Raw genomic sequence first — 25,913 nt, 5'->3', positions numbered from 1 at the left:
ATCGCCGCCCGGGCGCCAACTCCCGTCGAGGGCTGTGCGATAATGTCCCGTTAATTTTCCTGTCCGCTCAACCTTGGAGCCGGCGAGTCCCGCGTCGCCCTGCATGCACCTGATCAGAAACTTCTCCATCATCGCCCACGTCGACCACGGCAAGTCGACGCTCGCCGACCGCATCATCCAACTGTGCGGAGGCCTCGAAGCGCGCGAGATGGAAGCGCAGGTGCTCGATTCCAATCCGATCGAGCGCGAACGCGGCATCACCATCAAGGCGCAGTCCGTTTCCTTGCCGTACAAGGCCAAGGACGGCAACACCTACCAGCTCAACTTCATCGACACCCCCGGCCACGTCGACTTCAGCTACGAAGTCAGCCGTTCGCTGGCCGCCTGCGAGGGCGCGCTGCTGGTGGTCGACGCCGCCCAGGGCGTGGAAGCGCAGTCGGTGGCCAACTGCTACACCGCGGTCGAGCAGGGCCTGGAAGTGGTGCCGGTGCTCAACAAGATCGACCTGCCCACCGCCGACATCGAGCGCGCCAAGACCGAGATCGAAGCGGTCATCGGCATCGACGCCGAGGACGCGGTGGCGATCAGCGCCAAGACCGGCCTCAACGTCGAACTGGTGCTGGAGGCGATCGTCCACCGCATTCCGCCGCCGAAGCCGCGCGACACCGACAAGCTGCAGGCGCTGATCATCGATTCGTGGTTCGACAACTACCTCGGCGTGGTCTCGCTGGTGCGGGTCATGCAGGGCGAGATCAAGCCGGGCAGCAAGATCCTGGTGATGTCGACCGGGCGCACCCACCAGGTCGACAAGGTCGGCGTGTTCACCCCCAAGCGCAAGGAGCTGCCGAAGCTCGGCGCCGGCGAAGTGGGCTGGATCACCGCCTCGATCAAGGACGTGCACGGCGCGCCGGTCGGCGACACCCTGACCCTGGCCGGCGATCCGGCGCCGGGGCCGCTGCCGGGCTTCCAGGAAATGCAGCCGCGCGTGTTCGCCGGGCTGTTCCCGGTCGACGCCGAGGACTACCCGTCGCTGCGCGAAGCGCTGGAAAAGCTGCGCCTCAACGACGCCGCGCTGCGCTTCGAGCCGGAAAGCTCCGAGGCGATGGGCTTCGGCTTCCGTTGCGGCTTCCTCGGCATGCTGCACATGGAGATCGTGCAGGAGCGGCTGGAGCGCGAGTACGACCTCAACCTGATCAGCACCGCGCCGACGGTGATCTACGAGGTGCTCAAGACCGACGGCACCACGATCCCGATGGACAATCCGGCCAAGCTGCCGCCGGTGAACATGGTCGAGGAGATCCGCGAGCCGGTGATCCGCGCCAACATCCTCACTCCGCCGGACTACATCGGCAACGTGATCAAGCTGTGCGAGGAAAAGCGCGGCGTGCAGATCGGCATCACCTACATGGCCAGCCAGGTGCAGATCAGCTACGAGCTGCCGATGGCCGAGGTGGTGCTGGACTTCTTCGACAAGCTGAAGTCGGTCAGCCGCGGCTACGCGTCGCTGGACTATCACTTCCTGCGTTTCCAGGAAGGCCCGTTCGTGCGCGTGGACACGCTGATCAACGGCGACAAGGTCGATGCGCTGTCGATCATCGTCCACCGCAGCCACGCCGACCGGCGCGGCCGCGAGCTGTGCGAGAAGATGAAGGACCTGATCCCGCGACAGATGTTCGACGTCGCGATCCAGGCCGCGATCGGCTCGCAGATCATCGCCCGCAGCACGGTCAAGGCCATGCGCAAGAACGTTTTGGCCAAGTGCTATGGTGGCGACATCACCCGCAAGAAGAAGCTCCTCGAGAAGCAGAAAGAGGGCAAGAAGCGGATGAAGCAGGTCGGTCGGGTCGAGATTCCGCAGGAAGCGTTCCTGGCGGTGCTCTCGACCGACAGCAAGTAATCCGGACGGGAATAGGGAGTGGGGAATCGGCCATGGCCGGCGCGCTGCCGGCGCCGCGGGTTCCCTGAGGTTTTCGTCTTCATCAACTAACCACGGATCGGGCGGAGGATCGGCGGAACACGAGGGCGGCGCGGCCGATTCCCGGTTCCCCGTTCCGGCTCCCGGCCCGGACAAGGAACAAGCATGCGTTGGTTCGAAATCGTCCTGGTGTCGCTGACCCTGTTCACCGGCGTGATCTGGCTGCTCGACAAGCTGGTGCTGGCCAAGCGCCGCGCCGCGCGCGAGGGACTGCTCGACGACGGCAAGGAGCCGGTGGTCGTCGACTATTCCAAGGCGTTCTTCCCGGTGCTGTTCGTGGTGCTGATCCTGCGCAGCTTCATCGCCGAGCCGTTCCGGATTCCGTCGAACTCGATGATGCCGACCCTGCTGACCGGCGACTTCATCCTGGTCAACAAGTTCACCTACGGCCTGCGCCTGCCGATCAGCAACCAGAAGGTGCTGCCGATGGGCGAGCCGGCGCGCGGCGACGTGGTCGTGTTCCGTCCGCCGCACCATCCCGAGCAGGACTGGATCAAGCGCATCATCGGTCTGCCGGGCGACAAGATCAGCTATCGCGACGGCCGCCTGACGGTGAACGGCGAACCGGTGCCCTACACTCCGATCGGCACCTACCAGGGCCGCGGCAAGGGCGTCGAAATGACCGGCGCGCAGGAACTGAGCGAGCAGATCGGCAACCACGTGCACCGCATCCTGCTGCGCACCGAGTCGCCGCTGCTGGACCAGGGCGAAGGCGACTGGGTGGTGCCGAAGGGCGAATATTTTGTGATGGGCGACAATCGCGACAACAGCGAGGACAGCCGATACTGGGGCTTCCTGCCGGAGCAGAACCTGCGCGGCCGGGCGTTCCTGATCTGGATGAACTTCGACGAAGGCGTGGATTTTTCCCGGATCGGTAATAGCATTCCTTGACGGCCGGGCCGTCGCGGCGGGGGTTCGCGACGGCGGGGTCGGGCGGTAGGGAGCGGCGTGCCCTGGATGGCAAGCACGATCGGCAATCGGGATCCAATGGGGATACAGGCTCATGAAGCGTAATCAGCGCGGCATCACTCTGCTCGGTTTCATCATCACGCTGGCCGTGGTCGGCGTTTTCGCCTACGTCGGCATGAAGCTGGTGCCGATGTACACCGACTACTACTCGGTCAAGCGTTCCCTCGCCGATCTGGCCAAGGAACCCGGCGCCGGCCAGATGGATGCGGCCAAGGCGCGCGACCTGTTCTTCCGCCGCATGGACATGAGCTATGTGGACAGCGTCAAGCAGGAGCACTTCAAGGTGCAGCGCAACGACCGCGGCCTGGAAATCACCGTCGCCTACGAAGTGCGTCGTCCGCTGATCGCCAATCTCGATGTCGTCGGCCATTTCGAAGCCAAGCAAGCGTTGACCAGCAAAGAAGGTGACTGATCCGATCTCCCATCGCTTCGCCAATCCGGCCCTGCTGGAGCAAGCGCTGACCCACCGCAGCGCCGGGGCGCCGCATAACGAGCGCCTGGAGTTCCTCGGCGACGCGTTGGTGAACCTGATCGTGGCCGAGGCGCTGTACCAGCGCTGGCCGCAGGCCGACGAGGGCGCGCTGACCCGCGCCCGGGCCGAGTTGGTGCGCGAATCGGCGCTGGCGCCGATCGCGCGCACGCTGGAACTCGGCGCCCGGTTGACCCTGGGCCCGGGCGAGATGAAATCCGGCGGCCACCGCCGCGACTCGATCCTGGCCGATGCGCTGGAAGCCGTGGTCGGGGCGATCTACCTCGACGCCGGCTTCGAGACCTGCCGCGCCCAGGTGCTGCCGTGGTTCGTGCCGGCGATGGAGGCCCTGCCGCCGGCGCACAAGGTCGGCAAGGACGCCAAGACCCGTTTGCAGGAATGGCTGCAGGGCCGGCAGAAGCCGCTGCCGCTGTACGCGTTGCTGGCGGAGAGCGGCGAAGACCATGCCAAGACCTTCCGGGTCAGCTGCACCGTCGGCCAGCCGCCGCTGAGCGCCGAGGGCGAGGCCGGTTCGCGCCGCGCCGCCGAGCAACTCGCCGCCGAAGAGGTCCTGCGCTTGCTCAAGGCCGACGACTGACGGCGCGGGTTCGGGTTGTTGGACGCTTGAGGCCCGCTTTTGGCGGGCCTTGTCGTTTGCGGGGTCGGGTGGGCGGTCGCCGGCCGCCCGAGCCGTCGAATCCGTCCGGATGCGGCGACCTGCACCTCTAGCGTCATCCCCGCGAAGGCCAGGATCCAGGCAGGGCGCTGAAGTCTCTGGATTCCCGCCTTCGCGGGAATGACGGCAGGCGGGGCCGGGCGGCTCGCGGCGTTACCCGATTCCGAATCCCCGATCCCTAAATTTGCCGTCCCCGCCGCTCAAGCGGACAATTCCCCCATGACCTCCACTCCGCACCGCGCCGGCTACGTCGCCGTCATCGGCCGACCCAACGTCGGCAAATCCACCCTGACCAACGCCCTCGTCGGCGCCAAGGTCAGCATCGTCTCGCCGCGTCCGCAGACCACGCGCCACCGCTTGCTCGGCATCGCCACCTTCCCCGAAGGCCAGGTGTTGCTGGTCGACACCCCCGGCATCCACCGCGAACAGAAGCGGGCGATGAACCGGATGATGAACCGCGCCGCGCGCGGCTCGCTCGAAGGCGTCGACGCCGCGCTGCTGGTCGTGCGCGCCGGTCAATGGGACGACGAGGACACGCTCGCCTACGACGCACTGCGCGGCGCCGGCCTGCCGGTGGTGCTGGTGGTCAACCAGGTCGACCGCATCGCCGATAAGACCAAGCTGCTGCCGTACCTGGCGCAGATCACCGAGGGGCGCGAGTTCGCCGGCGTGCATCCGATCTCCGCGCTCAAGCGCAGCGGCCTGGAGGCGCTGGTCAAGACCGTGCTGGCGCTGCTGCCCGAGCAGGGTCCGCTGTACGGCGAGGACGAGATCACCGACAAGAGCCAGCGCTTCCTCGCCGGCGAGATGGTGCGCGAGCAGCTCATGCGCCAGCTCGGCGAGGAACTGCCGTACGCGACCACGGTCGAGATCGAACGCTTCGAAGTCGACGGCGCGATGCTGCGCATCGGCGCGGTGATCTGGGTCGAGCGCGACGGTCAGAAGGCCATCGTCATCGGCAAGGCCGGTTCGCGCCTGCGCGAAATCGGCGCCAAGGCGCGGGTGCAGATGGAGCACCTGTTCGGCGCCAAGGTGTTCCTGGAAACCTGGGTGCGGGTGCGCGAGGGCTGGTCGGACGACGAAGCGGCGCTGCGGCAGTTGGGTTACGAATGATGGTTCGGGACCCGGGACACGGGACCCGTAGGCAACAGTCGAGATCCCGGGAATATCGCCATGAAGGCAGTAGTTCCCACGGTTGTGTTTTTTAGCCTTTCCCGAGTCCCGAGTCCCGAGTCCCGAGTCCCGAGTCCCGGGTCCCGGGTCCCGGGTCCCGGGTCCCGCCCCCGAGCCCATGCGCCTGACCGCCGAACCCGCCTACATCCTCCACGTCCGTCCCTGGCGCGAGACCAGCGTGCTGGTGGAAGCGCTGAGCGAGCAGCACGGCCGGATCGGCCTGGTCGCGCGCGGGGTGCAGGGGCCGAAGAAGCAGGTCCTGCGCGCGGCGTTGCAGCCGTTCCAGCACGTGCGCCTGGACGCCTTGCTGCGCGGCGAACTGGCGCGGCTGGCGACGGCCGAAGCGATCGACGCGGCGCCGCGCCTGCACGGCGACGCCGCGCTGGCCGGGTTCTACGTCAACGAACTGCTGCTGCGGCTGGTGCCGCGCGGCGACCCGTTCGCGGAGTTGTACGAACTCTACGGCCGCACCCGCGCGCGCCTGGACGGCCCGCACCTGGCCTGGACCCTGCGCCGTTTCGAGCGCGACCTGCTCGACGCGCTGGGCTCGGGCCTGGACTGGAGCGCGGACGCCGACGGCGCCCCGATCGATCCGGCCGCGCGCTACCGTCTCGACCCGGAGCAGGGCGCGCGTCGCCTGCTCAGCGATCGCGGCCACGGCGAACGCAGCGCCGCGGCGACCGGCCGCGCGCTGTTGGCCCTGGCCGAGGACCGCCAGCCCGAGCCCAGCGACCTGCCGGGCCTGCGCCACGCCTTGCGCTCGGTGCTGGTCCACCACCTCGGCCCGCGCGGGCTGAAATCCTGGGAAATGATGGCCGACCTGGCGCGCGCGTCCCGCCCCGCCGCGGTGCGCGACGACAACCCCTGAGCCGCCGCGGGCTACGCCCGTAGAGCGCGAGCCCGCCTGCACAGCCGCGCTGCAGACTTGGTCTCGTGGGAGGGCCTTCAGGCCCGATGCTTTCCGCTCGGATCACGACGAAACCACCCGAGCCAATCGGCGCGGTGCGCAGCGGCGCGCCGCGCACACCGGCCCGAGTCGCTTTTTGTGGGAGGGCCTTCAGGCCCGACGCTTTCCGCTCAGATCACGGCGAAACCACCCAAGCCGATCAGCGCTTTGCGCAGCGCCGCGCCGCACATACCGGCCCGAGTTGCTTTTGTGGGAGGGCCTTCAGGCCCGACGCTTCCCGCTCGGATTACGGCGAAACCACCCGAGCCGATCAGCGCTGTGCGCAGCGACGCGCCACACACCGACCCGAACCGCTTCTATGGAAGGACCTTCAGCCACGACGCTTCCCGCTCGAATCGCCGCTCAGCCCTTGGCTCAACCCGCCAGTTCGATCGTCTCGCGCGCCACCTGATCGAACCGCGCCAGCCCTTCGGCCGAGTCCAGCTGCGCCTGCAGCGCCTGCACCGTCTGCCCCAATCGCGCCGCGCCGACGAAGCCGCAACTGGCGCGCAGCTTGTGCAGTTCGCCGCGCAGGGCCTCGAGGTTGCCGAGCTGGGCCGCAGCCAGGATCGAGCGTCGCGCGTTCGGCAATTCCTGCACGAACAACCCGCGCAGGGTCAGGATGTGGGCGCGGTTGCCGTTGAGCGCGCGAGCGGCGGACTCGTCGTCCCAGACCGGCGCGGTGTCGGCGTCGGCCGCGCACGCGGAAGCCGGCGCATCGGATTCGGGCAGGCCCAGCAGGCGCCGGATCGCGCCGCGCACCGCGGCCGCCGGCAAGGGCTTGACCAGCACTTCGCAGAAGCCCGAGGCGATCAGGCGGTCGCGCACCTCGCTCTCGCCGGTGGCGGTGTGCGCCAGCGCCGGCGTGGCCGGGTGCGAGCGGCGCAGGCGCTCGAGCAGTTCGCTGCCGCTGCCGTCGGGCAGGTGCGCATCGAACAGCCACAGTTGGTAATCGGTCGAAGCGCCCAGCGCCATCGCCGCGGCCAGACTGTCGGCGCCGTCGACCTGCGCCGGCACGGCTTCCACGGCCGCGGTCAGGAAAGCTCGGCTGGTGGGGTCGTCCTCGACCAGCAACACGCGTGGGACCTGGGAATTCTTCATTGCCGGTTCGCTTCCGCCCGCTATCCTGCTTCCATGCTGCGGACCATGTTACGCCTACTGATGGGGTTGTCGCTGCCCCTGCTCGGGGCGGTCTGCCTGTGGGCGCTGCCGGCCGATGGTGAGGCGCGCACGCTGAACGCCAGGATCGCCCGCGTCGCCACCGGCGTGGCCCAGCTGGAACGGGTGCAGGTGCGCCTGGCCTGGCCCGACGGCGCGGCGCAGGGCGAACTGGAGCTGCGCGCCGGCCGGATCGATGCGCCGGATCTGGGCTATCGCTTCGACGAGGTCGCCTGGCGTTGCCCGCTGCGCCGCGACGGCCGCGGCGGCTGGCAGTGCGAGGGCGAATTGCGCGGGCAGGGCGGGGCGCCAATGAGGTTGGCGCTGGACCTGGGCGTGGCCAGCACCGACGCGCGCCTGAGCCGCGGCGCCAGCGCCATCTCGCTGCAGCGCGCCGCCGCCACGCCCGACGCCACCCGCATCGACCTGACCCGGGTGCCGCTGGCCTGGGCCCAGGCGTTGGCGGCGAAGGCCTGGAGCGAGGGCCGGATCAAGTCCGGCAGCGTCGACGGCCGCCTCGATGTCACCGCGCCGGCGCGCGCGCCGCTGCGCATCGCCGGCGAACTGGGCGTGGACGGCGCCGGTTTCGACACACCCGACGGCCTGGTCGCCGGCGAGAAACTGGCCGCGCGCTTGCGCGTGGACAGCGAGCTGGGCGCGGTCACCCGCCTGCGCCTGGGCGGGCGCCTGCTCGACGGCGAGATGCTGTTCGGCAACGCCTACATCGCCCTGCGCGGCAAGCCGGTGGCGCTGGACCTGCAGGCCGAGAGCGGACCCGGCGGCGGCTGGCGCCTGCCGCGCATCGCCTGGCGCGATCCCGGCGCGCTCGATGCGGAAGGCAGCGCCGCGCTGCGCGGCGATGCGAGCCTGGACGCGCTCGACCTGCAACTGGCCAGCCCGGACCTGGCGCCGCTGCGCGAACGCTACCTGTCGGGCTTCCTCGGCCTGGCCGGGCTGTCCAAGCTGGAACTGTCCGGCGGCCTGGATGCCCAGCTGAGCCTGCGCGGCGGCGACCTGTCGCAGGCGCGCGCGCAGTTGCGCGAGGTGCGCCTGCGCGACGAACAGGGGCGGTTCCGTTTCGACGGCCTCGACGGCAGCCTGGCCTATTCCGACGCCGCCTCGCGCGAGAGCGAACTGAGCTGGCGCAGCGGCGCGTTGTACGGCCTGGAATTCGGCCCCACCCGGCTGCCGTTCTCCAGCGACCACGGCGAATTCCGATTGCAGCGCGCGATCTCGTTCCCGATGCTCGGCGGCCGGGTCGGCGCCGACAACCTGCGCCTGCGTCCGCCGGCCGGCGGCAAGGGCCTGGACCTGCGTTTCGGTCTGAACCTGGACCGGCTCGATGTCGCCCAGCTGTCCAAGGCACTGGACTGGCCGGCCTTCACCGGCGAACTCAGCGGCCGCATCCCCGAGGCGCATTACGCCGACGAGCGTCTGGAACTCGACGGTGGCCTGGCGATGCAGTTGTTCGGCGGCACCGTCGAGGTGTCGTCGCTGGCGATGGAGCGGCCGTTCGGCGTCGCGCCCACGCTGAGCTCGGACCTGGCCCTGCGCAACATCGACCTGGAGTCGCTGACCGGCGTGTTCGGCTTCGGCAGCATCACCGGGCGTTTGTACGGCCGCATCGATCAGCTGCGCCTGGTCGATTGGCAGCCGACCGCGTTCGACGCCGAACTGCATACCGAAAAAACCCGCGGCGTGCGCCAGCGCATCAGCCAGCGCGCGGTGCAGGACCTGTCCAGCGTCGGCGACTCGTCCTTCGTCGGCAGCCTGCAGGACCGGCTGATCGGCTTCTTCGACGACTTCGGCTACGCCCGCCTGGGCATCTCCTGCAAGCTCGCCGACGAGGTCTGCCAGATGGGCGGGCTCGGCGCGGCCAAGGCCGGCCCCGACGGCAAGCCCGGCTTCACCATCGTCCGCGGCGCCGGCGTGCCGCACCTGGACGTGGTCGGCTACAACCACCGGGTCGACTGGTCGACCCTGCTCGAACGCATGGAGGCGGTCAGCAAGGGCGAGCTCAAGCCGGTGGTGCAGTAAGGCCGCCGCGCGCGGCCGGGCGGGACGGGGCCGCGGCGCGGCCGGCCGGCCGGCGTAGCCTTGCCGTTCAACGCCGCCGTGGTTCAATGGCGGGCATTCGTTCACTGCCGCGGACGGACCGGCGGCCCGCCGCGCCGGACGCGCACAACCAGAAGGATCCGCACATGCGCCGTTGGATGGGAGTACCGGTCGCCGCCGTGATGTTGACGGCCTGCGTGACCATCAACGTCTACTTCCCGGCCGCCGAGGCCAAGGAAGCGGCCAAGGAATTCGTCGAGAAGGTCATCGGCGACACGCCCGCGGCGCAGCCGCAGGCCCAGCCGTCGGAAGGCGGCAAGCCCGGCGGCAGCGCCGCGCTGGATCGCCCGTCGCTGCGCTGGGGCGAACTGGCCAGCCGCATCGACTGGTGGTCGGTGGCCGGCATCGGCAGCGCCCGCGCGCAGTCGCCGGACATCTCGATCAAGACCCCGGCGATCCAGGCGATCCAGTCGCGCATGGCCCAGCGCTTCGATTCGCAGCTGCGCGCGCAGTTCGACTCCGGCGCGCTCGGCTTCGCCAGCAACGGCACCGTGAGCGTGCGCGACGCGGCCAAAATCCCGCTGTCCGACCGGGTCGGCGTCAATCAGGCGGTGGCCGACCAGAACCGCGATTCCAATGCGGTCTACAAGGAAATCGCCGTGGCCAACAACCATCCCGAATGGGAAGGCCAGATCCGCCAGGTGTTCTCGAAGCAGTGGATCGAGAGCGCCAAGGGCGGTTGGTGGTACCAGGACGCGGGCGGGGCCTGGAAGCAGAAGTGATCGGGACCGGGGACCGGGGACCCGGGACCCGGGACCCGGGACCCGGTGAGAGCGAGAGCCCGCCGCTTGGCGGGCTTTTTCTTGCGGAGCCGGTTTGCGTTCGCTCCCCGGTCCCCGGTCCCGAACATGCGACAATAGCCGGCCGTAAAACCCCGCCAGCCGCTGTGGCCCGCATCGACCAGACTCCTTTCGAGATCGCCATTTCCGGTCTCACCCACGACGGCCGCGGCGTTGGCCGCCGCCCCGATCCCAAGGCCCCCGACAGCGCCGGCAAGGCGATATTCGTCGCCGGCGCGCTGCCCGGCGAGCGGGTCATGGCCAAGCAGACGGCGCGTTCGCGTAGCTTCGACGAGGCCGTCGCGGTGCAGGTGCTGCAGGCCTCGCCCGACCGCGTCGATCCGCGTTGCGCGCATTTCGGCGTGTGCGGCGGCTGCGCGTTGCAGCATCTGGCCGAAGACCAGCAGATCCTGGCCAAGCAGCGCGTGCTGATGGAGAACTTCGAGCGCATCGGCCACGTCATGCCCGAGCGGGTGCTGCCGGCGCTGACCGACTCGGCCTGGGGCTACCGGCGCAAGGGCCGGTTCTCGGTGCGCCGGGTCGAGAAGAAGGACAAGACCCTGGTCGGTTTCCGCGAGACCGATCCGCGCTTCGTCGCCGACATTTCCCGCTGCGAAACGGTGATCCCGGCCATCGGCGACAAGGTCGCGGCGCTGGCCGCGCTGATCGACGGCATGGACGGGCGTCGCGAGATTCCGCAGGTGGAGTTCATCGGCGGCGACGGCATGGACGATCACGACGGCATCGCGCTGACCTTCCGCCACCTCGCGCCGCTGTCGGACGGCGACCGCGACAAGCTGGCGGCGTTCGGCCGCGAGCACCGCTTCGCGATCTTCCTGCAGCCCGGCGGCATCGACACCGTGCATCCGCTGTGGCCGGCCGATCCGCAACTGCAGTTCTCGCTGCCGGACTGGGACCTGCGGCTGAAGTTCCGTCCGCTCGATTTCATCCAGGTCAACGCCTCGCTCAACGGCCGCATGATCCAGCACGCGCTGGACCTGCTGGAGCCGCAGCCCGAGGACCGCGTGCTCGACCTGTTCGCCGGTCTCGGCAACTTCACCCTGCCGCTGGCGCGGCGCGTGCGCGAGGTGGTCGGGGTGGAAGGCGAGGCCGGGCTGGTGCAGCGCGCTCGCGAGAACGCTACGCACAACGGCCTGGGCAACGCGCAGTTCTACGCCGCCGACCTCGGCAAGGACCTCAGCGGCGAGCGCTGGATGCGCGAGGGCTTCGACCGCCTGCTGCTGGACCCGCCGCGTTCGGGCGCCGACTTCGTGCTGACCCAGCTGCCGCTGAAGCAGTTCAAGCGCATCGTCTACGTCAGCTGCCATCCGGCCTCGCTGGCGCGCGACGCCGGCTACCTGGTGCGCGAGAAGGGCTGGAAGCTGCGCGCGGCCGGGGTGATGGACATGTTCCCGCATACCGCGCACGTGGAATCGATCGCGATGTTCGAGCGCTGAGGCGCGCGGCTCGCGTCGCGACTGTGGCCGCTCGCATCTTTCGCAAGCCTCGCAGACCTCACACGCCTCACACGCCTCACACGCCGTCATTCCGGCGAAAGCCGGAACCCATTTTGATTTTGCCTTTGCTTTCCAAGCCCAGCAGCCAACCGCAACAGCAAAATGGGTTCCGGCTTTCGCCGGAATGACGGCGAGGGCGAGGGGACGGCGTCGGCGACGGACCTGCCGCGGCGCGGGCAGTGGTGGATTCCGCCGGCGATGGTTGCGGCGGCTGCGCGCGGACGATGGGTTCGGCGTGGTTTCTACTTGAGGACATTCGCGTGGGCATCGAAATCGAACGCAAGTTTCTGGTCACTTCCGACGCCTGGCGCGCCGCCGCGCACAAGGTGGTGCCGATGGCGCAGGGCTATCTCAACGATCTGGCGACGATGGACACCGGCGCGATGAAGGCCTCGGTGCGCGTGCGCATCGCCGGCGAGGACGCCTTCCTCAACCTCAAGTCGCGCGAACTCGGCCACACCCGCCAGGAATTCGATTACCCGATCCCGGAGCGCGACGCGCGCGACCTGCTGGCGCTGTGCGTGGGCGGGCTGGTCGACAAGCGCCGCCACTACGTCGAACACGCCGGGTTTGTGTGGGAAGTCGACGAATTCCTCGGCGACAACGCCGGGCTGGTCGTGGCCGAAGTCGAGTTGCCGAGCGCCGATGCGGCGTTCGACAAGCCCGCCTGGGCCGGGCGCGAGGTGACCGAGTCGGCGCGCTACTACAACCTGGCGCTGGCGACCCGGCCGTTCTCGCGGTGGAGCCAGGCCGAGCGCGACGGCGAGGGCTGATCCGGACCGGGCTGCTGGCTTTCGTGGGCCGCCCGACTCGTGGGGCAGGGGCCCTTGTGGGAGGGACTTCAGTCCCGACGCTTTCGGCTCCGATCGCCGCGAGCTGGCACGAAAGCGTCGGGACTGAAGTCCCTCCCACAAGAGCGCCCAGACGGGCGCCTCTCCCATCGGAGCATCCCGGCTGAAGCGCTTCCCATGAACGCCGGGCGCGAGGCCCTTTCCGCCGCCGGCCGCCCCGGGATGCCCCGCCGCCGCATCTGCGCGACAATGCCCACGGCGCCGACCGCGCCGCAATCCTCCTCACAGGAGTCTCCGCATGCTCGTGATCGGCGTCGCCGGTACCGAACTCAACGAACAGGAACGCGACTGGCTGCAACACGAAGCCTGCGCCGGCGTGATCCTGTTCGCCCGCAATTTCGCCTCCAGGGCCCAGGTCGCCGAGCTCTCGCAGGCGATCCGCGAAGCCGCGCCGCGTCCGCAGCTGGTCTGCGTGGACCAGGAAGGCGGCCGCGTGCAGCGCTTCCGCGAGGGCTACAGCGCGCTGCCGCCGCTGCAATCGCTCGGCAAGCTCTACGCCCAGGACCGCGAGGCCGCGCTCAAGCTGGCCGAGGAGCACGCCCAGCTGATGGCCGGCGAAGTCCAGGCCAGTGGCGTCGACCTCAGCTTCGCGCCGGTGGTCGACCTGGGCCGCGGCAACCTCGCCATCGGCAACCGCGCCTTCGACGCCGATCCGCAGGTCGTGGCCGAGTTCACCCGCGCCTACATCCGCGGCATGCACGCGCGCGGCATGGCCGCGACGCTGAAGCATTTCCCCGGCCACGGCTCGGTCCTGGCCGACACCCACTTCGACCAGGCCGCCGACCCGCGCAGCCTCGAGGATCTGCGCAAGACCGACCTGATCCCGTTCGTCGCCGGCATCGAGGCCAAGGCCGACGCGGTGATGATGGCGCACGTGTCGTATCCGGCGGTCGCGCCGGAGCCGGCCGGCTATTCGCGGCTGTGGATCGAGGACATCCTGCGCAAGGAGATGGGCTTCCGCGGCGTGGTCTTCAGCGACGACATCGGCATGGCCGCGGCGTTCTCCGCCGGCGGCGTGCGCGCGCGCATCGACGCGCACCTGGACGCCGGCTGCGACGTGGTGCTGGTCTGTCATCCGCAGTTGGTAGAAGAGTCGCTGCAGGCGGTCGCCGGCCGCCCGCTCAACACCGCCGCGCTGGTGGGCCTGATCGGCCGCGGCGCGATGGGCTGGGATGGGCTGATCGCCGACGCCCGCTACGCCGACACCCGCACCCGTTTGGAAGGACTGGCTTGATGAGCAACCACGACCTGGCCGCCGCGTTGGAAAACGCCGACCTGATCTTCGACCGCCGCAGCCTGGAGCGCGAGATCGCGCGCATGGCCGTGCGCATCCGCAACGACTACGCCGGCGCGCGCCCGGTCTACCTGACCGTCATGCACGGCGGCCTGCCGTTCGCCGCGCAGCTGGCGATGGAACTGGGCCAGCGCGGCCTGGACCTGGAATTCGACTACCTGCACGCGACCCGCTACCGCGGCGCCACCACCGGCGCCGACCTGGTGTGGAAACACCGCCCGGCCACGCCGCTGCGCGGGCGCCGGGTGCTGCTGGCCGACGACATCGTCGACGAAGGCCACACCCTGCACGCGATCCGCGCCTGGTGCCTGGAGCAGGGCGCGGCCGAGGTGCGCATCGCCGCGCTGGCGGTGAAGGCGCACGACCGCTGCGTCGAAGGCCTGTGCGCCGATTACGTCGGCGTCGAAGTGCCCGACCGCTACGTGTTCGGCTACGGCATGGACTTCCACGAGCAGGGCCGCAACCTGCCGGCGATCTACGCGCTGCGCTGAACGCTTCAGCCGCGTTCGCGGCAACCCGTCACACGGCTCGCGCGCGCCCGGCGCGCGGCCTTCCCCGCATCGATCCGGATCCGCATCCCATGACCCAACCCATCGACCTCGCCGTGATCGGCGGCACCGGCCTGTACCGCATCGCCGAGCTGCAGGACGTCGAATCGCACCAGCCGGTGACCCGCTACGGCGCGCCGTCGGGCCCGGTCCGCATCGGCCGCCTCGGCGAGCGCCGCGTCGCCTTTCTCGCGCGCCACGGCGAAGGCCATTCGCTGCCGCCGCACCAGATCAACTACCGCGCCAACCTCGCCGCGTTGCAGGCGCTGGGCGCGACGCGCGTGCTCGCGCTCAACACGGTCGGCGGCATCACCGAGCGGTTCGGCCCGCGCGTGCTCGGCTGCCCGGATCAGCTGATCGACTACACCTGGGGCCGCATCTCGACGATCTGCGAGGTCGCTTCCGAAGGAAGCGGGGGCACCGAAGTGCTGCACGTGGATTTCGGCGAGCCCTACACCCGCGCGTTGCGCGCCGCGGTGCTGGCGGCGGCGCAGCGCGCCGGCGTGGCGCTGGTCGACGGCGGCTGCTACGGCGCGACCCAGGGCCCGCGCCTGGAAACCCGCGCCGAGATCGCGCGCATGCGCCGCGACGGCTGCGACCTGGTCGGCATGACCGGCATGCCCGAAGCCGGCCTCGCGCGCGAGCTGGGACTGGACTACGCCTGCCTGGCGATCGTCGCCAACTGGGCCGCCGGCGCCGGTCCCGATCCGGACGAAGTGATCACCCTGCAGGATGTGCTCGACAACGTCGCCGCGGCATCCTCGGGCTTGCCGGCGCTGCTGCAGGCGCTGCTGGACGCGCGCTGAGTGATCGCGGTCGCATAAATGCGATCGCGCATGCGCGAGGTGACCGGAAATTCCCTCATTTCACGTGTTCGATGCCGTCACGCTGAGCCGTTGTCATCCAATGGCACAGTTTGCATACTCGCCGGTGCGTCAAACGCCACGCGGCGGCGACGCACGTCAACGCATCCAGCATGAGGTCAATAAGGATATGCAGTACGGCACCGTGAAGTGGTTCAACGACGCCAAGGGCTTCGGTTTCATTTCTCCCGAAGATGGCAGCGCGGATGTATTCGTGCATTTCTCCGCGATCAACGCCAAGGGCTTCCGCAGCCTGCAGGAAGGCCAGCGCGTCAGCTACCAGCTGACCCAGGGCCCGAAGGGCGCGCAGGCTTCGGAAGTCACCCCGCAGGCCTGATCGATCGTATTGCCCGTCGCGCGGGCTTCGGCGTATCGCCTTACCGTTCCACATGGACAGGTTCGTTTCGGACAGGTTCGTCGGACAGTTTCCAAGGCCTCGCTTCGGCGGGGCCTTTTCTTTTGCGGGCGCTGTTGTGGCAGGGCCACCGGGCCCGACGCCGTCCGGCCGGATCGCGCTGTGAAGCCGGTATGGAAGCGCCGCTCTAATCGCCTGGGTCTAGAATCGCCTGGGTCTAGAACCGCCTGGGTCTAGAACCGCGAAGAACCCGCAGGAGCAACGCAACCCATGGACACGCCCGCCGAACTGCCGCCGTTCGCCACCCACGCGGTCGCCAACCAGCCGCCGCCGTTCGCGCCGCGCGACCTGTGGGCCGACGACGCGGCCCTGCGCGAAGCGGTCGAGCGCGAGGGCGGCGGCGCCTTCGCCGCGCGCCTGCAACGCTACGGCGCCTTCGCCGGCGACGGATTGCTGGCGCTGAGCGTCGACGCGCACCGCGACAAGCCGCGCCTGCGCAGCCACGACGCCTTCGGCCACCGCATCGACACGGTCGAGTTCCATCCCAACTACCACGCGATCATGGGCGCGGCGATCGAACACGGCGTCGCCGGCCTGTCCTGGCACGAGCCGGCGCCCGGCGCGCACGTCGCGCGCGCGGCGCTGAGCTACCTGCACCATCAATCCGAACCCGGCACCAGCTGCCCGCTGACCATGACCCACGCCAGCGCGCCGGTGCTGCGCCACGCGCCCGCGCTGGGCGAGTGGATGCGCAAGGCCGCCGCGCCGCATTACGACGGCCGCGACGTCGCCGCCGCCGACAAGCCCGGGCTCACCCTGGGCATGGGCATGACCGAGAAGCAGGGCGGCTCGGACGTGCGCGCGAACCAGACCGTCGCCACCGCGATCGGCAACGACGAGTACGAACTGGTCGGCCACAAATGGTTCTTTTCCGCGCCGATGTCCGACGGCTTCCTGGTCCTGGGCCAGGCGCCCGCCGGCTTGACCTGCTTCCTGCTGCCGCGCTGGCACCCGCACGGCGGCAAGAACGCGCTGCGGCTGATGCGGCTCAAGGACAAGCTCGGCGACTGGTCCAACGCCTCGTCGGAGGTGGAGTTCCAAAACGCCTGGGCGCAGCGCGTGGGCGAGGAGGGCCGCGGCGTGGCGACCATCATCGAGATGGTGATGCTGACCCGGCTCGACTGCATGCTCGGCTCGGCCGGCGAGATGCGCATGGCGTTGAGCCAGGCCCTGCACCACACCCGCCACCGCCGCGCCTTCGGCAAGCCGCTGGCCGAGCACGCGCTGATGCGCAACGTGCTGGCCGACCTCGCGCTGGAATCCGAAGCCGCCACCGCGCTGGCGATCCGCGTGGCCGGCGCGATCGACCGCGCGCCGCGCGATCCGCGCGAGGCCGCGTTGGCGCGCATCGCCACCGCGATCGGCAAGTACTGGATCTGCAAGCGCGCGCCGGCGTTCGTCAACGAGGCGCAGGAATGCCTGGGCGGCGCGGGCTACGTCGAGGAATCGCTGCTGCCGCGCCTGTACCGGCAGGCGCCGCTGAATTCGATCTGGGAAGGCAGCGGCAACATCCAGTGCCTGGACGTGCTGCGCGCGCTGGCGCGCGAGCCCGAGGCCGGGCAGGCGCTGCTGGCCGAACTCGACGCCGCGCGCGGTCGCGACGATTGGTTCGATGCGCGGATCGATCCGCTCGCCGACGCCTTGTCGGGCCGCACGCCGCTGCCGGAAGCGCAGATGCGCAGCTGGGTCGAACGCTTGGCGCTGGCGCTGCAGGGCGCGCTGCTGCTGCGCGCCGGCAGCCCGGTCGCGGCCGCGTTCTGCCGCAGCCGCCTCGGCGGCGGCCACGGCCTGGGCTTCGGCACCTTGCCCGACGAACTGGATTTCGTCGCCATCGCCCAGCGCGGGGTGCCGGCATGAGCGCGTCCCTGCGTTCGAACCGCGCTATGGGCGCGATCGGCGCGATGCCTGCGATGGCAGCGGCCGCGCTGCTGGCCGTCGCGCTGGCCTGGGCCGCGCCGGCGTCGGCGCGCACGCCGCCGGCGATGGCGGCCAAGGCCGAGCAGGCCGACTTCATCGTGGTCGACAAGTCGGCGCGGCGCATGCAGTTGCTGCGCGGCGGCAAGGTGCTCAAGAGCTATGCGATCCTGCTCGGCGACGCGCCGACCGGGCACAAGCGCCAACAGGGCGACGAGCGCACGCCCGAGGGCGAGTACCGCATCAGCGGGCGCAACCAGAACAGCCGCTTCCATCTGTCGTTGCGGGTGTCGTATCCGAATGCGGCCGACCGCAAGCAGGCGCAGGCGCGCGGCGTCGATCCGGGCGGCGACATCATGATCCACGGCGGTACGCCGCCGGGCTATCGGCGCGACTGGACCGACGGTTGCGTCGCGGTGACCGATCGCGAGATCGAAGACATCTGGAGCCGGGTCCCGACCGGCACGCCGATCCGCATCGATCCCTGAGCGCGTCGCAAGCCCGGACCGCGGTCCGGGCTTGCGCGTCGCATCGCGCGCACCGATTCGTATCGACGATTGAGATGCGCGCGGTGCACACTGGCGCGATCGTCCGACACTGGAGCCGTTGGGTATGGGCATGACCTGGAGCGCCACCGCCATGGATCCCGCGCGCGCCGCCGCGCTGCTGGAACAGTCGCGGCAGATCGAGGAAGCCTTGTACGAGCGCGACGATCAGGCCGCGCAGGACGCCTATCTCGACAAGGCCTGGCATGCGATCCATTTCGTCCTGACCGGCTCGGCCTGGACCGGCGAAGCGCCGTGGGCCTGGGCGATCCTCGGCGGCACGCCGGTGAACGAGGACGACGACGCCAGCTGGCGCCACCTGCCGGCCGAGCAGGTGCGCGAAATCGCGCAGGCGCTGGCCGCGCTGCCGCCGGCCGAATTCGCCGAGCGCTTCGACGCGCAGGCGCTGGCCGACGCGCAGATCTATCCCGACGTGATCTGGCTGCGCGACGGCGAGGACGCCAAGCAGTACGTGCTGGATTACTACGCGCAGCTCAGCGGCTTCTACGCGGCCGCCGCGGCGCGCGGCGACGACGTGTTCGCGACCATCGGTTGAGCCGGGCGAACGACGGCATGCGCGGGAACCGGCGATGAAGGCGGACGCGGCCGCGCGCCGATGGCGCATCGCCTCGTGGCTGGCCGCCGCGGCGTCGCTGGCGCTGCCGGTCGCCGCCTACCTGCTGCAGAAGCGCGAACTGGACGCGGCGATGCACACGCACCATGGCTACGTTTGCGGCTTGCCGTACCTGGCGGCGATGCTGTCCAGCGTGCTGTTCGCGGCGGTGTTGTCGCTGGCGGCGATGCTGTGCGGCTGGCGCGCCTGGCGCCGCCTGCCGCCGCGATCGATAGCGCGCACCTTGGAGGTCGCCGCGGTCGGCGCCGCGCTCTGGTTGCTGTTGCTGCTGGCCGGCGCGATCAGCGCGCTGTACTGAGCGCTTGCGCATCGCACGCAGCGCGGGGCCGGCGGCGTATGCCGGTGCTGCGATCGACGAGGGTGCGCATGCCGAATGGCCGGCCGCGTATCGCACTGCGGCGACGGATGCGGGCCGCCCGGCGCGTCAGCGCAATCGCTCGGCGTAGCGCTCGCTTACGTGTCGATTGATGTAGGTGGCCAGTCCGCGCCCGGCCTCGGCCAAGGCCTGCATGTGCGCGATGGCGGCCGAGCCGGCGCTGGCGCGGGTGTAGAGATAGACCGAGCCGTCGGCGAACTCCACCGAGATCGCGTCGAGGCCGAGTTGGTAGGCGCGCACGCCGGAGCGCCCGCTCAGGTTCCGATAAGGTTTCATCGCGTGATCGATTCGCCTGAATACGCCTGTCGACGTGTGTTCTCGCGCGCCGACGATACCGCCGGTCGCGCGTGGCCGGACCAGACCTTCAGTTTCGCGCGATTGGGTGTAAGGTCGGGTGAGACGGCATCGTGCCGTCGCGGGAGGTGCGCCATGCGTGGTTCACGTAAATCCCAAGCCCTGGCCTTGCTGGCCCTCGCGGCGGTGCCGCCGCCAGCGCACGGTTCGGACTTTTCCTTCGCATTGTTCTGGCTCGGCCGCGGCGTCGGCGTGTTTGCGCTGTGCGCGTTGGCGGCGTGGATCTGGGCGCAGAGCCGGCATTCGTCGTAGCGCTTCGGTTCGGGCGAAAAGCGTCGGGGCTGAAGCCCCTCCCACAAAAGCGGACCCGAAGTTGGCGATGCTTCCGTAGAAGGAACTTCGCTTTGGCGGAAGGGTTTGGCTTTTGTGAGAGGGCTTGGCTTTTGTGGAAGGACTCGGCTCTTGTGGGAGGGGCTTCAGCCCCGACGCTTCCGTTTCCGCTCGCCTTAAGCTGCAACCCAAACAAACTCCATCGGCCGCATGCGCGAACGCAGCGCTTTCGTGGCCGACAGCGCACATGCACGAACAAACACACTCGCGCCGATGCGTTGCATCGCAACACGCGCACGCACGCGATTCGTGCCGAATTTACGCGCGTCTACTCGATCGATGCGAACTCGCGCGATTCGATGAACGACTCGCTCATCTTCCGCAATTCGCTACCGAATGCGCGATCTTGTGACACGCCTCGAACTGTGCGTGTGACCCGGCCTTGCGCGCGCATCTTGCACGCGCGGCGCAGTTCTTTTTAGCTGACACAGCCTCGCGAATCGAACGCCAAGGGATGGCGCGCGCCTTCGCCGATCACGGGCCGCCGTTTGCGCAACGGCGTCGCGAAGCCGCCAGGCTTCATCTTCGATCCATGTCAGATTCCCTCAGGAGTTCCTCGCATGTACGTATCGAACCACCGTTCGCGCCGGATCGCGCGCGCTTCCGTCTTCTGCGTCGCCGCCGCGCTGGCTGCGATGTCTTCCGGCGCCGCGCTGGCGTCCGAGCAGGTCAGCCCCGAGCTGAAATTCGCCATGCAGCGCGATCTGGGCATCTTCCCGGCGCAGCTGCCGCAGTACCTGCAGACCGAAAAACTCGCCCGCACCCAGGCCGCGGCGATCGAGCGCGAGTTCGGCGCGCAGTTCGCCGGCAGCTGGATCGAGCGCAATCAAGACGGCAGCTTCAAGGTCGTCGCTGCGACCTCGGGCGCGCGCAAGTCGACCACGCTGGGCGGGGTCGAAGTACGCAACGTGCGCTACAGCCTCAAGCAGCTGCAGGCCTCGATGGATCAGCTCGACGCCGGCGCCAACGCGCGGGTGAAGGGCATCAGCAAGCCGCTCGACGGCGTGCAGAGCTGGTACGTCGACGCGCAGACCAATTCGATCGTGGTCAAGGTCGACGAAGGCGCGACCGACGCCGGCGTCGATTTCGTCGCGCTCAGCGGCGCCGACAGCGCGCAGGTGCGGATCGAGCGTTCGCCCGGCAAGCTGCAGACCACGGCCAACATCATCGGCGGCATCGAATACTCGATCAACAACGCCTCGCTGTGCTCGGTCGGTTTCTCGGTGACCCGCGGCGCGACCAAGGGTTTCGTCACCGCCGGCCATTGCGGCACGGTCAACGCGGTCGCGCGCATCGGCGGCGCCCAGGTCGGCACCTTCGCCGCGCGCGTGTTCCCGGGCAACGACCGCGCCTGGGTCAGCCTGACCAGCGCGCAGACCCTGCTGCCGCGCGTGAGCAACTACAGCGGCGGCTACATCACCGTGCGCGGCAGCAGCGAAGCCGCGGTCGGCGCGGCGGTGTGCCGTTCGGGCCGCACCACCGGCTACCAGTGCGGCACCATCACCGCCAAGAACGTCACCGCCAACTACGCCGAAGGTGCGGTGCGCGGCCTGACCAACGCCAACGCCTGCATGGGCCGCGGCGATTCCGGCGGCTCGTGGATCACCAGCGCCGGCCAGGCGCAGGGCGTGATGTCGGGCGGCAACGTCCAGTCCAACGGCAACAACTGCGGCATTCCGGCCTCGCAGCGCAGCAGCCTGTTCGAGCGCCTGACGCCGATCCTGAGCCAGTACGGCCTGACCCTGGTCACGGGCTGATCCGCTCGCCGAGCCATCCGCGGCGCCGCGCCTGCAGCGCCGTCGATGCGAACGCCCCGCCGTGTGCGGGGCGTTTTTTTGTGGGCCGCGTTTGCGCGCGCGTGCGCGAGGCGAAACGCGCGTTGCGTTGCGTGCGCTGGTGATGCGCAGTCGCGCGCGGGCGATGCGCCGAAGACCGCCGCGGCGATGCGCTCGATGCCGACGTCGCCGTCGCGAACGTCGATGCGCGATGCGGCTGGCGTTCTAGGATTCGTCCGAATCTTGCGCGTTCTGTGACTGCATGCGGCGCCAGCGCGCAGCCATCGCGCCGGATCGGCTTGTGCGGCCGCGGCGCTTGCTTCTATCTGGAAGCGGCCCCGCGCAGCCGCGTCGCGCTCGATCCGGGCCGGCGTCATCGACGGCTGCATCGGAGGCCGCGGACCGGCGCGCCGGTCCATCCCCGTCCTGTCCGAGGAGTTCCCGCATGACCGTTTCGCAATCCGTTCGTCGCCCCGTGGGCCGCTCGCTGTTGCTGGCGCTGGCGTCGACCGCCGCATTCGCGTCCGTCCAGGCCGTCGCCGCCGAGCCGATCGACCCGCGCCTGCAGCAGGCGATGCAGCGCGATCTCGGCGTTTCCGCCGAGCGCTTGCCGCAGTACCTGGCGACCCAGCGTCTGTCGCTGCAGCAAGGCGCCGCGGCGCAGCGCGCGTTGGGTTCGACCTTCGCCGGCAGCTGGATCGAGCGCAAGGCCGACGGCAGCTTCGGTTTCGTGGTCGCGACCTCGGGCACCGGCAAGGCGGCGCGCAGCCTGGGCGGGGTGGAAGTGCGCAACGTGCGCCACAGCCTGCTTCAGCTGGAGCGATCGTTCGCGGCCCTGGATGCGCAGTCGAACGCGCGCGTGCCGGGCATCAGCAGGCCGTTCGCGGGCGTGCAGTCCTGGCGCGTGGATCCGGTCAGCAACGCGGTCGTGGTGACCGTCGCGCCCGGCGCCATCGGCGAAGGCGTGGAGCTCGTCGCGCTCAGCGGCGCCGATGCCGGCGCGGTGCGCTTCGAAACCGGCGAAGGTTCGCCGCAGCTCACCGCCGAAGTCGTCGGCGGCATCGAATACAGCTGGCCGGTCGGCAGCCAGTTCGGCGTGTGCTCGGTCGGCTTCCCGGCGACCAAGGGCTCGGTCCGCGGTTTCGTCACCGCCGGCCACTGCGGCACCGTCGGCAAGAACGTGAACGTCGGCAACCGCGCCAGCCTGATCCCGCTGGGCACCTTCGCCAACTCGGATTTCCCCGGCACCGACATGGCCTGGGTCACGATCAACGCCAACCACACCCTGTCCGGCCGGGTCAGCAACTACAGCGGCGGCTTCGTTTCGGTGAAGGGCAGCGTCGAGGCGCCGATCGGCGCGGCGTTGTGCCGCTCCGGCCGCACCACGTTCTACAAGTGCGGCACCATCCGCTCGAAGAACGTCACCGTGAACTACCGCGAGGGCACCGTCCGCGGCCTGACCGAATCCAACGTCTGCACCGGCGGCGGCGATTCGGGCGGCTCGTGGATCACCGCCGACGGCCAGGCCCAGGGCGTGACGTCCGGCGGCCAGATCCCGTTCGGCGCGGCCGACAATTGCTCGGTCGCGGCGTCTTCGCGGGTGACCTGGTTCCAGCCGCTGAAGCCGATCCTCAGCAAGTACGGCGTCACCCTGGTCACCCACTGATCGGGCGATGCCGCCGGCGGCGTCCCGCGCCTTGCGGGATGTCGCCGGCGCCGGCGCGCCCGGGCGCGCGCAGGGCGTTTACGGCGAGCCGACGGCGAACGCGGACGCGCCGCGGGACGTTACCACTGCGGCCCGTTCGGCACCGGCTCGGCCAGCCATTGCGCGCGGCTGGCCGGAGCCAGCTCGCCCGCGTCGCGGCTGCGCTGCGCATCGCGCTTGAGCGTCACCATCTGCCGCTCGCCGGTCTCGCTTGGGGCATAGCCGCTGCGATGGAGCAGGGCGCCGCTGAGGGTCTTCGCGCCCAGGGTGCCGTCGAACTCGAACAGGTCGCGGCTGGGGCGGCCGTCGGGGCCGGAATCCTTGCTGAACTCCTGGCCGATCGTGAGCTTGGCGCGGAACGACAGCTTGCCGCTGGCGGCGTCGTAGCGCACGTCCTGCAGGCGCCCGCGCGGAGTGTCGCCGACCATGCCCTGGGAGGAATAGAACAGGCCGAACAGCACGCCGTTCTCGCGGTAGAGCTCGACGTCGTAGCCTTCGGCGTGCGGGTCCTCGCCGCCGCTCACGCGCACGTTGCTGTAGACGCCGACGGTTTCCACCGCGGCTTGCGCGGCGGCCGCCGGCGCGCGCGCGGCCAGCGACGGCGTCGCGGCCAACGCCAGGGCGAGAGAAAACGCGAAGCTCGCGATCCGATGCATGTTTGGTTCCATTAGAGGCGGTGCGGCCGCGCGTCGGCCGCTGCGTTCGTGCGGCTGCGTCCAAGCGGCGCGGTTCAATCCAGGAACTGCAGCTTGGCCAGTTCCGCGTACAGGCCGCCCTGCGCCAGCAGCGCCTCGTGGGTGCCCTCGGCGACGATGCGACCGCGGTCCATGACCACGATCCGGTCGGCCTTGAGCACGGTCGCCAGGCGATGGGCGATGACCAGGGTGGTGCGGCCCTGCATCAGCGCTTCCAGCGCCTGTTGCACGGCGCGCTCGCTCTGCGCGTCGAGCGCGCTGGTGGCTTCGTCCAGCAGCAGGATCGGCGCGTCCTTGAGCAGGGCGCGGGCGATGGCGATGCGCTGTTGCTGGCCGCCGGACAGGCGCGCGCCGCGTTCGCCGAGTTCGGTCGCCAGGCCCTGCGGCAGGTCGTGGATGAAGTCGGTGGCGTGGGCCGCGCGCACCGCTTCGTCGAGTTCGGCGTCGCTGGCGTCGAGGCGGCCGTAGCGGATGTTCTCGCGCGCGGTGGTGGCGAAGATGGTCGCCTGCTGCGGCACCAGGGCGATCGCGCCGCGCAGCTGGCCGAGATCGGCCTCGCGTACGTCGACGCCGTCGACGCGCACCGCGCCGTGCTGCGGGTCGTGGAAGCGCAGCAGGATCGAGAACACCGTGCTCTTGCCGGCGCCCGACGGGCCGACCAGGGCCACGGTCTCGCCGGAGTTCACCCGCAGCGTGAAGTCCTGCAGCGCCGGCAGGTCGGGGCGCTGCGGGTAATGGAAACCGACCTGGTCGAACACGATCTCGCCGCGCACCGGCTGCGGCAGCGGCCGCGGCTGCGCCGGCGCGACCACCGCGCTGCGTTCCGACAGCAGTTCGCCGATCCGGCCCATGCCGCCGGCGGCGCGCTGCAGGTCGTTCCAGACCTCGGCCAGCGCGCCGACCGAGCCGCCGCCGATCAAGGCGTAGAGCACGAACTGGGCCAGGGTGCCGCCGGTGAGGCGGCCGGCGACGACGTCGTGCGCGCCCGACCACAGCACCAGGGTGATCGCGCCGAACACCAGGGTGATGGCGATGGCGGTGACCCAGGCCTGGGCGCGGATGCGCTTGCGCGCGGTCTTGATCGCGGTCTTCAGCGATTCGCTGAAGCGGCCCTGTTCGTAGGATTCGCGCGCGTGCGCCTGGACCGTGCGCACCGCGCCGAGGGTTTCGCTGGCCAGGGTGTTGGCGTCGGCGATGCGGTCCTGGCTGGAGCGCGAGATGCGCTGCAGCCGGCGCCCGCCGGCGACGATCGGCAGTACCGCCAGCGGAATGCCGACCAGGGCGTAGGCGGCCAGGCGCGGGCTGGTGACGAACAGCATGCCGAGGCTGCCGACGAAGGTGACCAGGCTGCGCAACGCCACCGACATGCTCGATCCGACCACGCTGCGCAGCAGTTCGGCGTCGGCGGTCAGGCGCGAGACCAGTTCGCCGCTGCGGTTGCGGTCGTGGAAACCGGCATCGAGCGCGATCAGGTGGCGGTAGAGCTGCTCGCGCAGGTCCGCGACCACTTTTTCGCCCAACACAGAAACGAAGTAGAAGCGCGCCGCGGTGGCCAGGGCCAGGGCGATGGCGACCGCGAACAGCAGCAGGAAGGCGCGGTCGATCGCGCCGCTGCCGCCGCCGGCCGCGCTCTGGGCGAAGCCTTGGTCGATCATGGTCTTGAACGCGACCGGCAGGGTCAGGGTGACGGCGCTGGAGGCGGCCAGGGCGAACAGCCAGGCGACGAACAGGACGCGGTACTTGCTGACGAACGGCCACAGGATGCGCAGGCTGCCGATCGGTGCGGTGTCGCGGGATGGGTCGGCCTTCGGGCCGGCGCTGGCATCGGTCATCGGGA

28 protein-coding genes and 1 pseudogene are annotated in these 25,913 nt (G+C 70.0%); 23 read left to right on the top strand and 6 right to left on the bottom strand.

Annotated elements, in window-relative coordinates:
- Positions 1-103 precede the first annotated feature (103 nt).
- From lepA to recO, 6 genes are all read left to right on the top strand, one after another.
- Entirely contained in the window at positions 104-1,897 is a 1,794-nt protein-coding gene (gene lepA, locus JHW41_RS16600; protein WP_057946991.1) for a translation elongation factor 4, read from the top strand.
- A 183-nt stretch (positions 1,898-2,080) separates the two neighbouring features.
- Positions 2,081-2,866 carry a signal peptidase I gene (gene lepB, locus JHW41_RS16595; RefSeq protein WP_057946992.1) on the top strand — a complete coding sequence of 262 codons (786 nt, stop codon included), beginning with the start codon at positions 2,081-2,083 and terminating at the stop codon, positions 2,864-2,866.
- A 112-nt stretch (positions 2,867-2,978) separates the two neighbouring features.
- Positions 2,979-3,356, top strand: coding sequence for a DUF4845 domain-containing protein (locus tag JHW41_RS16590; RefSeq protein WP_078997357.1), 378 nt, complete (start codon positions 2,979-2,981; stop codon positions 3,354-3,356).
- Complete coding sequence (gene rnc, locus JHW41_RS16585) at positions 3,349-4,011, top strand: ribonuclease III (protein ID WP_078997358.1); 663 nt, start codon at positions 3,349-3,351, stop codon at positions 4,009-4,011. Before JHW41_RS16590 ends, rnc begins: the two co-directional genes overlap by 8 nt.
- Positions 4,012-4,308: 297 nt before the next feature.
- A complete protein-coding gene (gene era / locus JHW41_RS16580) occupies positions 4,309-5,202 on the top strand; it encodes a GTPase Era (RefSeq protein ID WP_250443581.1) in 894 nt (297 codons plus the stop codon).
- Positions 5,203-5,380: 178 nt separating this feature from the next.
- Positions 5,381-6,130 carry a DNA repair protein RecO gene (gene recO / locus JHW41_RS16575; RefSeq protein WP_057946996.1) on the top strand — a complete coding sequence of 250 codons (750 nt, stop codon included), beginning with the start codon at positions 5,381-5,383 and terminating at the stop codon, positions 6,128-6,130.
- Between the two features lie 209 nt (positions 6,131-6,339).
- Here the strand turns inward: recO and JHW41_RS27200 are convergent, their stop codons facing one another.
- Positions 6,340-6,510: a DUF6053 domain-containing protein gene (locus JHW41_RS27200; protein WP_428995384.1), complete on the bottom strand. Its 171-nt coding sequence runs from the start codon at positions 6,508-6,510 to the stop codon at positions 6,340-6,342.
- Positions 6,511-6,583: 73 nt separating this feature from the next.
- Positions 6,584-7,309: an Hpt domain-containing response regulator gene (locus JHW41_RS16570; protein WP_250443578.1), complete on the bottom strand. Its 726-nt coding sequence runs from the start codon at positions 7,307-7,309 to the stop codon at positions 6,584-6,586.
- Between the two features lie 45 nt (positions 7,310-7,354).
- Here JHW41_RS16570 and JHW41_RS16565 point away from each other — a divergent pair, with 45 nt between their 5' ends.
- The 4 genes from JHW41_RS16565 (at position 7,355) to JHW41_RS16550 (ending at position 12,550) form a co-directional block, all read left to right on the top strand.
- Positions 7,355-9,403 carry a hypothetical protein gene (locus tag JHW41_RS16565; protein ID WP_250443576.1) on the top strand — a complete coding sequence of 683 codons (2,049 nt, stop codon included), beginning with the start codon at positions 7,355-7,357 and terminating at the stop codon, positions 9,401-9,403.
- 164 nt (positions 9,404-9,567) lie between these two features.
- Complete coding sequence (locus tag JHW41_RS16560) at positions 9,568-10,203, top strand: DUF1318 domain-containing protein (protein ID WP_250443574.1); 636 nt, start codon at positions 9,568-9,570, stop codon at positions 10,201-10,203.
- Between the two features lie 164 nt (positions 10,204-10,367).
- Positions 10,368-11,717, top strand: coding sequence for a 23S rRNA (uracil(1939)-C(5))-methyltransferase RlmD (gene rlmD / locus JHW41_RS16555; RefSeq protein ID WP_250443572.1), 1,350 nt, complete (start codon positions 10,368-10,370; stop codon positions 11,715-11,717).
- Positions 11,718-12,037: 320 nt separating this feature from the next.
- Positions 12,038-12,550, top strand: coding sequence for a CYTH domain-containing protein (locus JHW41_RS16550; protein WP_250443570.1), 513 nt, complete (start codon positions 12,038-12,040; stop codon positions 12,548-12,550).
- A 55-nt stretch (positions 12,551-12,605) separates the two neighbouring features.
- Here JHW41_RS16550 and JHW41_RS27195 read toward each other — a convergent pair.
- Positions 12,606-12,677, bottom strand: a pseudogene (locus tag JHW41_RS27195) (DUF6053 domain-containing protein); the annotation flags it as partial.
- On the opposite strand from JHW41_RS27195, the gene JHW41_RS27190 reads away from it, so the two are divergent.
- From JHW41_RS27190 to JHW41_RS16510, 9 genes are all read left to right on the top strand, one after another.
- On the top strand, positions 12,643-12,735 hold the full coding sequence (locus JHW41_RS27190; RefSeq protein WP_428995559.1) for a DUF6053 domain-containing protein: 93 nt from the start codon (positions 12,643-12,645) through the stop codon (positions 12,733-12,735). The pseudogene JHW41_RS27195 and the gene JHW41_RS27190 overlap by 35 nt on opposite strands.
- A 131-nt stretch (positions 12,736-12,866) precedes the next feature.
- Positions 12,867-13,862 (top strand): beta-N-acetylhexosaminidase, encoded by a 996-nt coding sequence (nagZ, locus tag JHW41_RS16545; RefSeq protein ID WP_057947002.1) that lies wholly within the window; start codon positions 12,867-12,869, stop codon positions 13,860-13,862.
- The gene (locus JHW41_RS16540; RefSeq protein WP_057947003.1) at positions 13,862-14,413 is read left to right on the top strand and encodes a hypoxanthine-guanine phosphoribosyltransferase; all 552 of its coding nucleotides are present in this window, start codon (positions 13,862-13,864) and stop codon (positions 14,411-14,413) included. The genes nagZ and JHW41_RS16540 overlap by 1 nt, the downstream gene beginning before the upstream one ends.
- An 89-nt stretch (positions 14,414-14,502) precedes the next feature.
- Entirely contained in the window at positions 14,503-15,276 is a 774-nt protein-coding gene (locus tag JHW41_RS16535) for an S-methyl-5'-thioinosine phosphorylase (protein ID WP_078997365.1), read from the top strand.
- 187 nt (positions 15,277-15,463) lie between these two features.
- On the top strand, positions 15,464-15,670 hold the full coding sequence (locus tag JHW41_RS16530; protein WP_057947005.1) for a cold-shock protein: 207 nt from the start codon (positions 15,464-15,466) through the stop codon (positions 15,668-15,670).
- Positions 15,671-15,958: 288 nt separating this feature from the next.
- Positions 15,959-17,605, top strand: coding sequence for an acyl-CoA dehydrogenase family protein (locus JHW41_RS16525; protein ID WP_250443568.1), 1,647 nt, complete (start codon positions 15,959-15,961; stop codon positions 17,603-17,605).
- On the top strand, positions 17,602-18,150 hold the full coding sequence (locus JHW41_RS16520; RefSeq protein WP_250443566.1) for a L,D-transpeptidase family protein: 549 nt from the start codon (positions 17,602-17,604) through the stop codon (positions 18,148-18,150). The genes JHW41_RS16525 and JHW41_RS16520 overlap by 4 nt, the downstream gene beginning before the upstream one ends.
- A 151-nt stretch (positions 18,151-18,301) precedes the next feature.
- Complete coding sequence (locus JHW41_RS16515; RefSeq protein ID WP_250443564.1) at positions 18,302-18,763, top strand: YfbM family protein; 462 nt, start codon at positions 18,302-18,304, stop codon at positions 18,761-18,763.
- A 34-nt stretch (positions 18,764-18,797) separates the two neighbouring features.
- On the top strand, positions 18,798-19,139 hold the full coding sequence (locus JHW41_RS16510; RefSeq protein WP_250443562.1) for a hypothetical protein: 342 nt from the start codon (positions 18,798-18,800) through the stop codon (positions 19,137-19,139).
- A 126-nt stretch (positions 19,140-19,265) separates the two neighbouring features.
- On the opposite strand, the gene JHW41_RS16505 is transcribed toward JHW41_RS16510, so the two are convergent.
- Positions 19,266-19,493, bottom strand: coding sequence for a hypothetical protein (locus tag JHW41_RS16505; RefSeq protein ID WP_250443560.1), 228 nt, complete (start codon positions 19,491-19,493; stop codon positions 19,266-19,268).
- A gap of 3 nt (positions 19,494-19,496) precedes the next feature.
- Here JHW41_RS16505 and JHW41_RS16500 point away from each other — a divergent pair, with 3 nt between their 5' ends.
- The 4 genes from JHW41_RS16500 (at position 19,497) to JHW41_RS16490 (ending at position 23,342) form a co-directional block, all read left to right on the top strand.
- On the top strand, positions 19,497-19,823 hold the full coding sequence (locus tag JHW41_RS16500) for a hypothetical protein (protein WP_250443557.1): 327 nt from the start codon (positions 19,497-19,499) through the stop codon (positions 19,821-19,823).
- Positions 19,768-19,902 (top strand): DUF6053 domain-containing protein, encoded by a 135-nt coding sequence (locus JHW41_RS27185; protein ID WP_428995383.1) that lies wholly within the window; start codon positions 19,768-19,770, stop codon positions 19,900-19,902. The genes JHW41_RS16500 and JHW41_RS27185 overlap by 56 nt, the downstream gene beginning before the upstream one ends.
- A 559-nt stretch (positions 19,903-20,461) precedes the next feature.
- The gene (locus JHW41_RS16495; protein WP_250443555.1) at positions 20,462-21,658 is read left to right on the top strand and encodes a S1 family peptidase; all 1,197 of its coding nucleotides are present in this window, start codon (positions 20,462-20,464) and stop codon (positions 21,656-21,658) included.
- A 463-nt stretch (positions 21,659-22,121) separates the two neighbouring features.
- Complete coding sequence (locus JHW41_RS16490) at positions 22,122-23,342, top strand: S1 family peptidase (RefSeq protein WP_158229845.1); 1,221 nt, start codon at positions 22,122-22,124, stop codon at positions 23,340-23,342.
- A gap of 119 nt (positions 23,343-23,461) precedes the next feature.
- Here the strand turns inward: JHW41_RS16490 and JHW41_RS16485 are convergent, their stop codons facing one another.
- Together JHW41_RS16485 and JHW41_RS16480 are read right to left on the bottom strand one after the other, a co-directional pair.
- Positions 23,462-24,037 carry a hypothetical protein gene (locus tag JHW41_RS16485; protein WP_250443552.1) on the bottom strand — a complete coding sequence of 192 codons (576 nt, stop codon included), beginning with the start codon at positions 24,035-24,037 and terminating at the stop codon, positions 23,462-23,464.
- A gap of 74 nt (positions 24,038-24,111) precedes the next feature.
- A complete protein-coding gene (locus JHW41_RS16480; protein WP_250443549.1) occupies positions 24,112-25,908 on the bottom strand; it encodes an ABC transporter transmembrane domain-containing protein in 1,797 nt (598 codons plus the stop codon).
- Positions 25,909-25,913: the final 5 nt, after the last annotated feature.

Origin of the sequence: Lysobacter enzymogenes (assembly GCF_023617245.1) — a bacterium.
Lineage (GTDB): Bacteria > Pseudomonadota > Gammaproteobacteria > Xanthomonadales > Xanthomonadaceae > Lysobacter > Lysobacter yananisis.
The sequence above is the reverse complement of the archived record's forward strand: the minus strand, read 5'-3'. Positions and strand labels throughout refer to the sequence as shown.

Bases quoted from the DNA above. Each gene is read 5' to 3' on its own strand.
- lepB (WP_057946992.1), top strand. From the start codon at position 2,081: ATGCGTTGGTTCGAAATCGTCCTGGTGTCGCTGACCCTGTTCACCGGC.
- JHW41_RS16525 (WP_250443568.1), top strand. From the start codon at position 15,959: ATGGACACGCCCGCCGAACTGCCGCCGTTCGCCACCCACGCGGTCGCC.
- recO (WP_057946996.1), top strand. From the start codon at position 5,381: ATGCGCCTGACCGCCGAACCCGCCTACATCCTCCACGTCCGTCCCTGG.
- JHW41_RS16540 (WP_057947003.1), top strand. From the start codon at position 13,862: ATGAGCAACCACGACCTGGCCGCCGCGTTGGAAAACGCCGACCTGATC.
- nagZ (WP_057947002.1), top strand. From the start codon at position 12,867: ATGCTCGTGATCGGCGTCGCCGGTACCGAACTCAACGAACAGGAACGC.
- JHW41_RS16530 (WP_057947005.1), top strand. From the start codon at position 15,464: ATGCAGTACGGCACCGTGAAGTGGTTCAACGACGCCAAGGGCTTCGGT.
- JHW41_RS16480 (WP_250443549.1), bottom strand. From the start codon at position 25,908: ATGACCGATGCCAGCGCCGGCCCGAAGGCCGACCCATCCCGCGACACC.
- era (WP_250443581.1), top strand. From the start codon at position 4,309: ATGACCTCCACTCCGCACCGCGCCGGCTACGTCGCCGTCATCGGCCGA.
- JHW41_RS16570 (WP_250443578.1), bottom strand. From the start codon at position 7,309: ATGAAGAATTCCCAGGTCCCACGCGTGTTGCTGGTCGAGGACGACCCC.
- JHW41_RS16505 (WP_250443560.1), bottom strand. From the start codon at position 19,493: ATGAAACCTTATCGGAACCTGAGCGGGCGCTCCGGCGTGCGCGCCTAC.
- JHW41_RS16520 (WP_250443566.1), top strand. From the start codon at position 17,602: ATGAGCGCGTCCCTGCGTTCGAACCGCGCTATGGGCGCGATCGGCGCG.
- JHW41_RS16485 (WP_250443552.1), bottom strand. From the start codon at position 24,037: ATGCATCGGATCGCGAGCTTCGCGTTTTCTCTCGCCCTGGCGTTGGCC.
- JHW41_RS16490 (WP_158229845.1), top strand. From the start codon at position 22,122: ATGACCGTTTCGCAATCCGTTCGTCGCCCCGTGGGCCGCTCGCTGTTG.
- lepA (WP_057946991.1), top strand. From the start codon at position 104: ATGCACCTGATCAGAAACTTCTCCATCATCGCCCACGTCGACCACGGC.
- JHW41_RS16515 (WP_250443564.1), top strand. From the start codon at position 18,302: ATGGATCCCGCGCGCGCCGCCGCGCTGCTGGAACAGTCGCGGCAGATC.
- JHW41_RS16590 (WP_078997357.1), top strand. From the start codon at position 2,979: ATGAAGCGTAATCAGCGCGGCATCACTCTGCTCGGTTTCATCATCACG.
- JHW41_RS16510 (WP_250443562.1), top strand. From the start codon at position 18,798: ATGAAGGCGGACGCGGCCGCGCGCCGATGGCGCATCGCCTCGTGGCTG.
- JHW41_RS16535 (WP_078997365.1), top strand. From the start codon at position 14,503: ATGACCCAACCCATCGACCTCGCCGTGATCGGCGGCACCGGCCTGTAC.
- JHW41_RS16560 (WP_250443574.1), top strand. From the start codon at position 9,568: ATGCGCCGTTGGATGGGAGTACCGGTCGCCGCCGTGATGTTGACGGCC.
- JHW41_RS16565 (WP_250443576.1), top strand. From the start codon at position 7,355: ATGTTACGCCTACTGATGGGGTTGTCGCTGCCCCTGCTCGGGGCGGTC.
- JHW41_RS16495 (WP_250443555.1), top strand. From the start codon at position 20,462: ATGTACGTATCGAACCACCGTTCGCGCCGGATCGCGCGCGCTTCCGTC.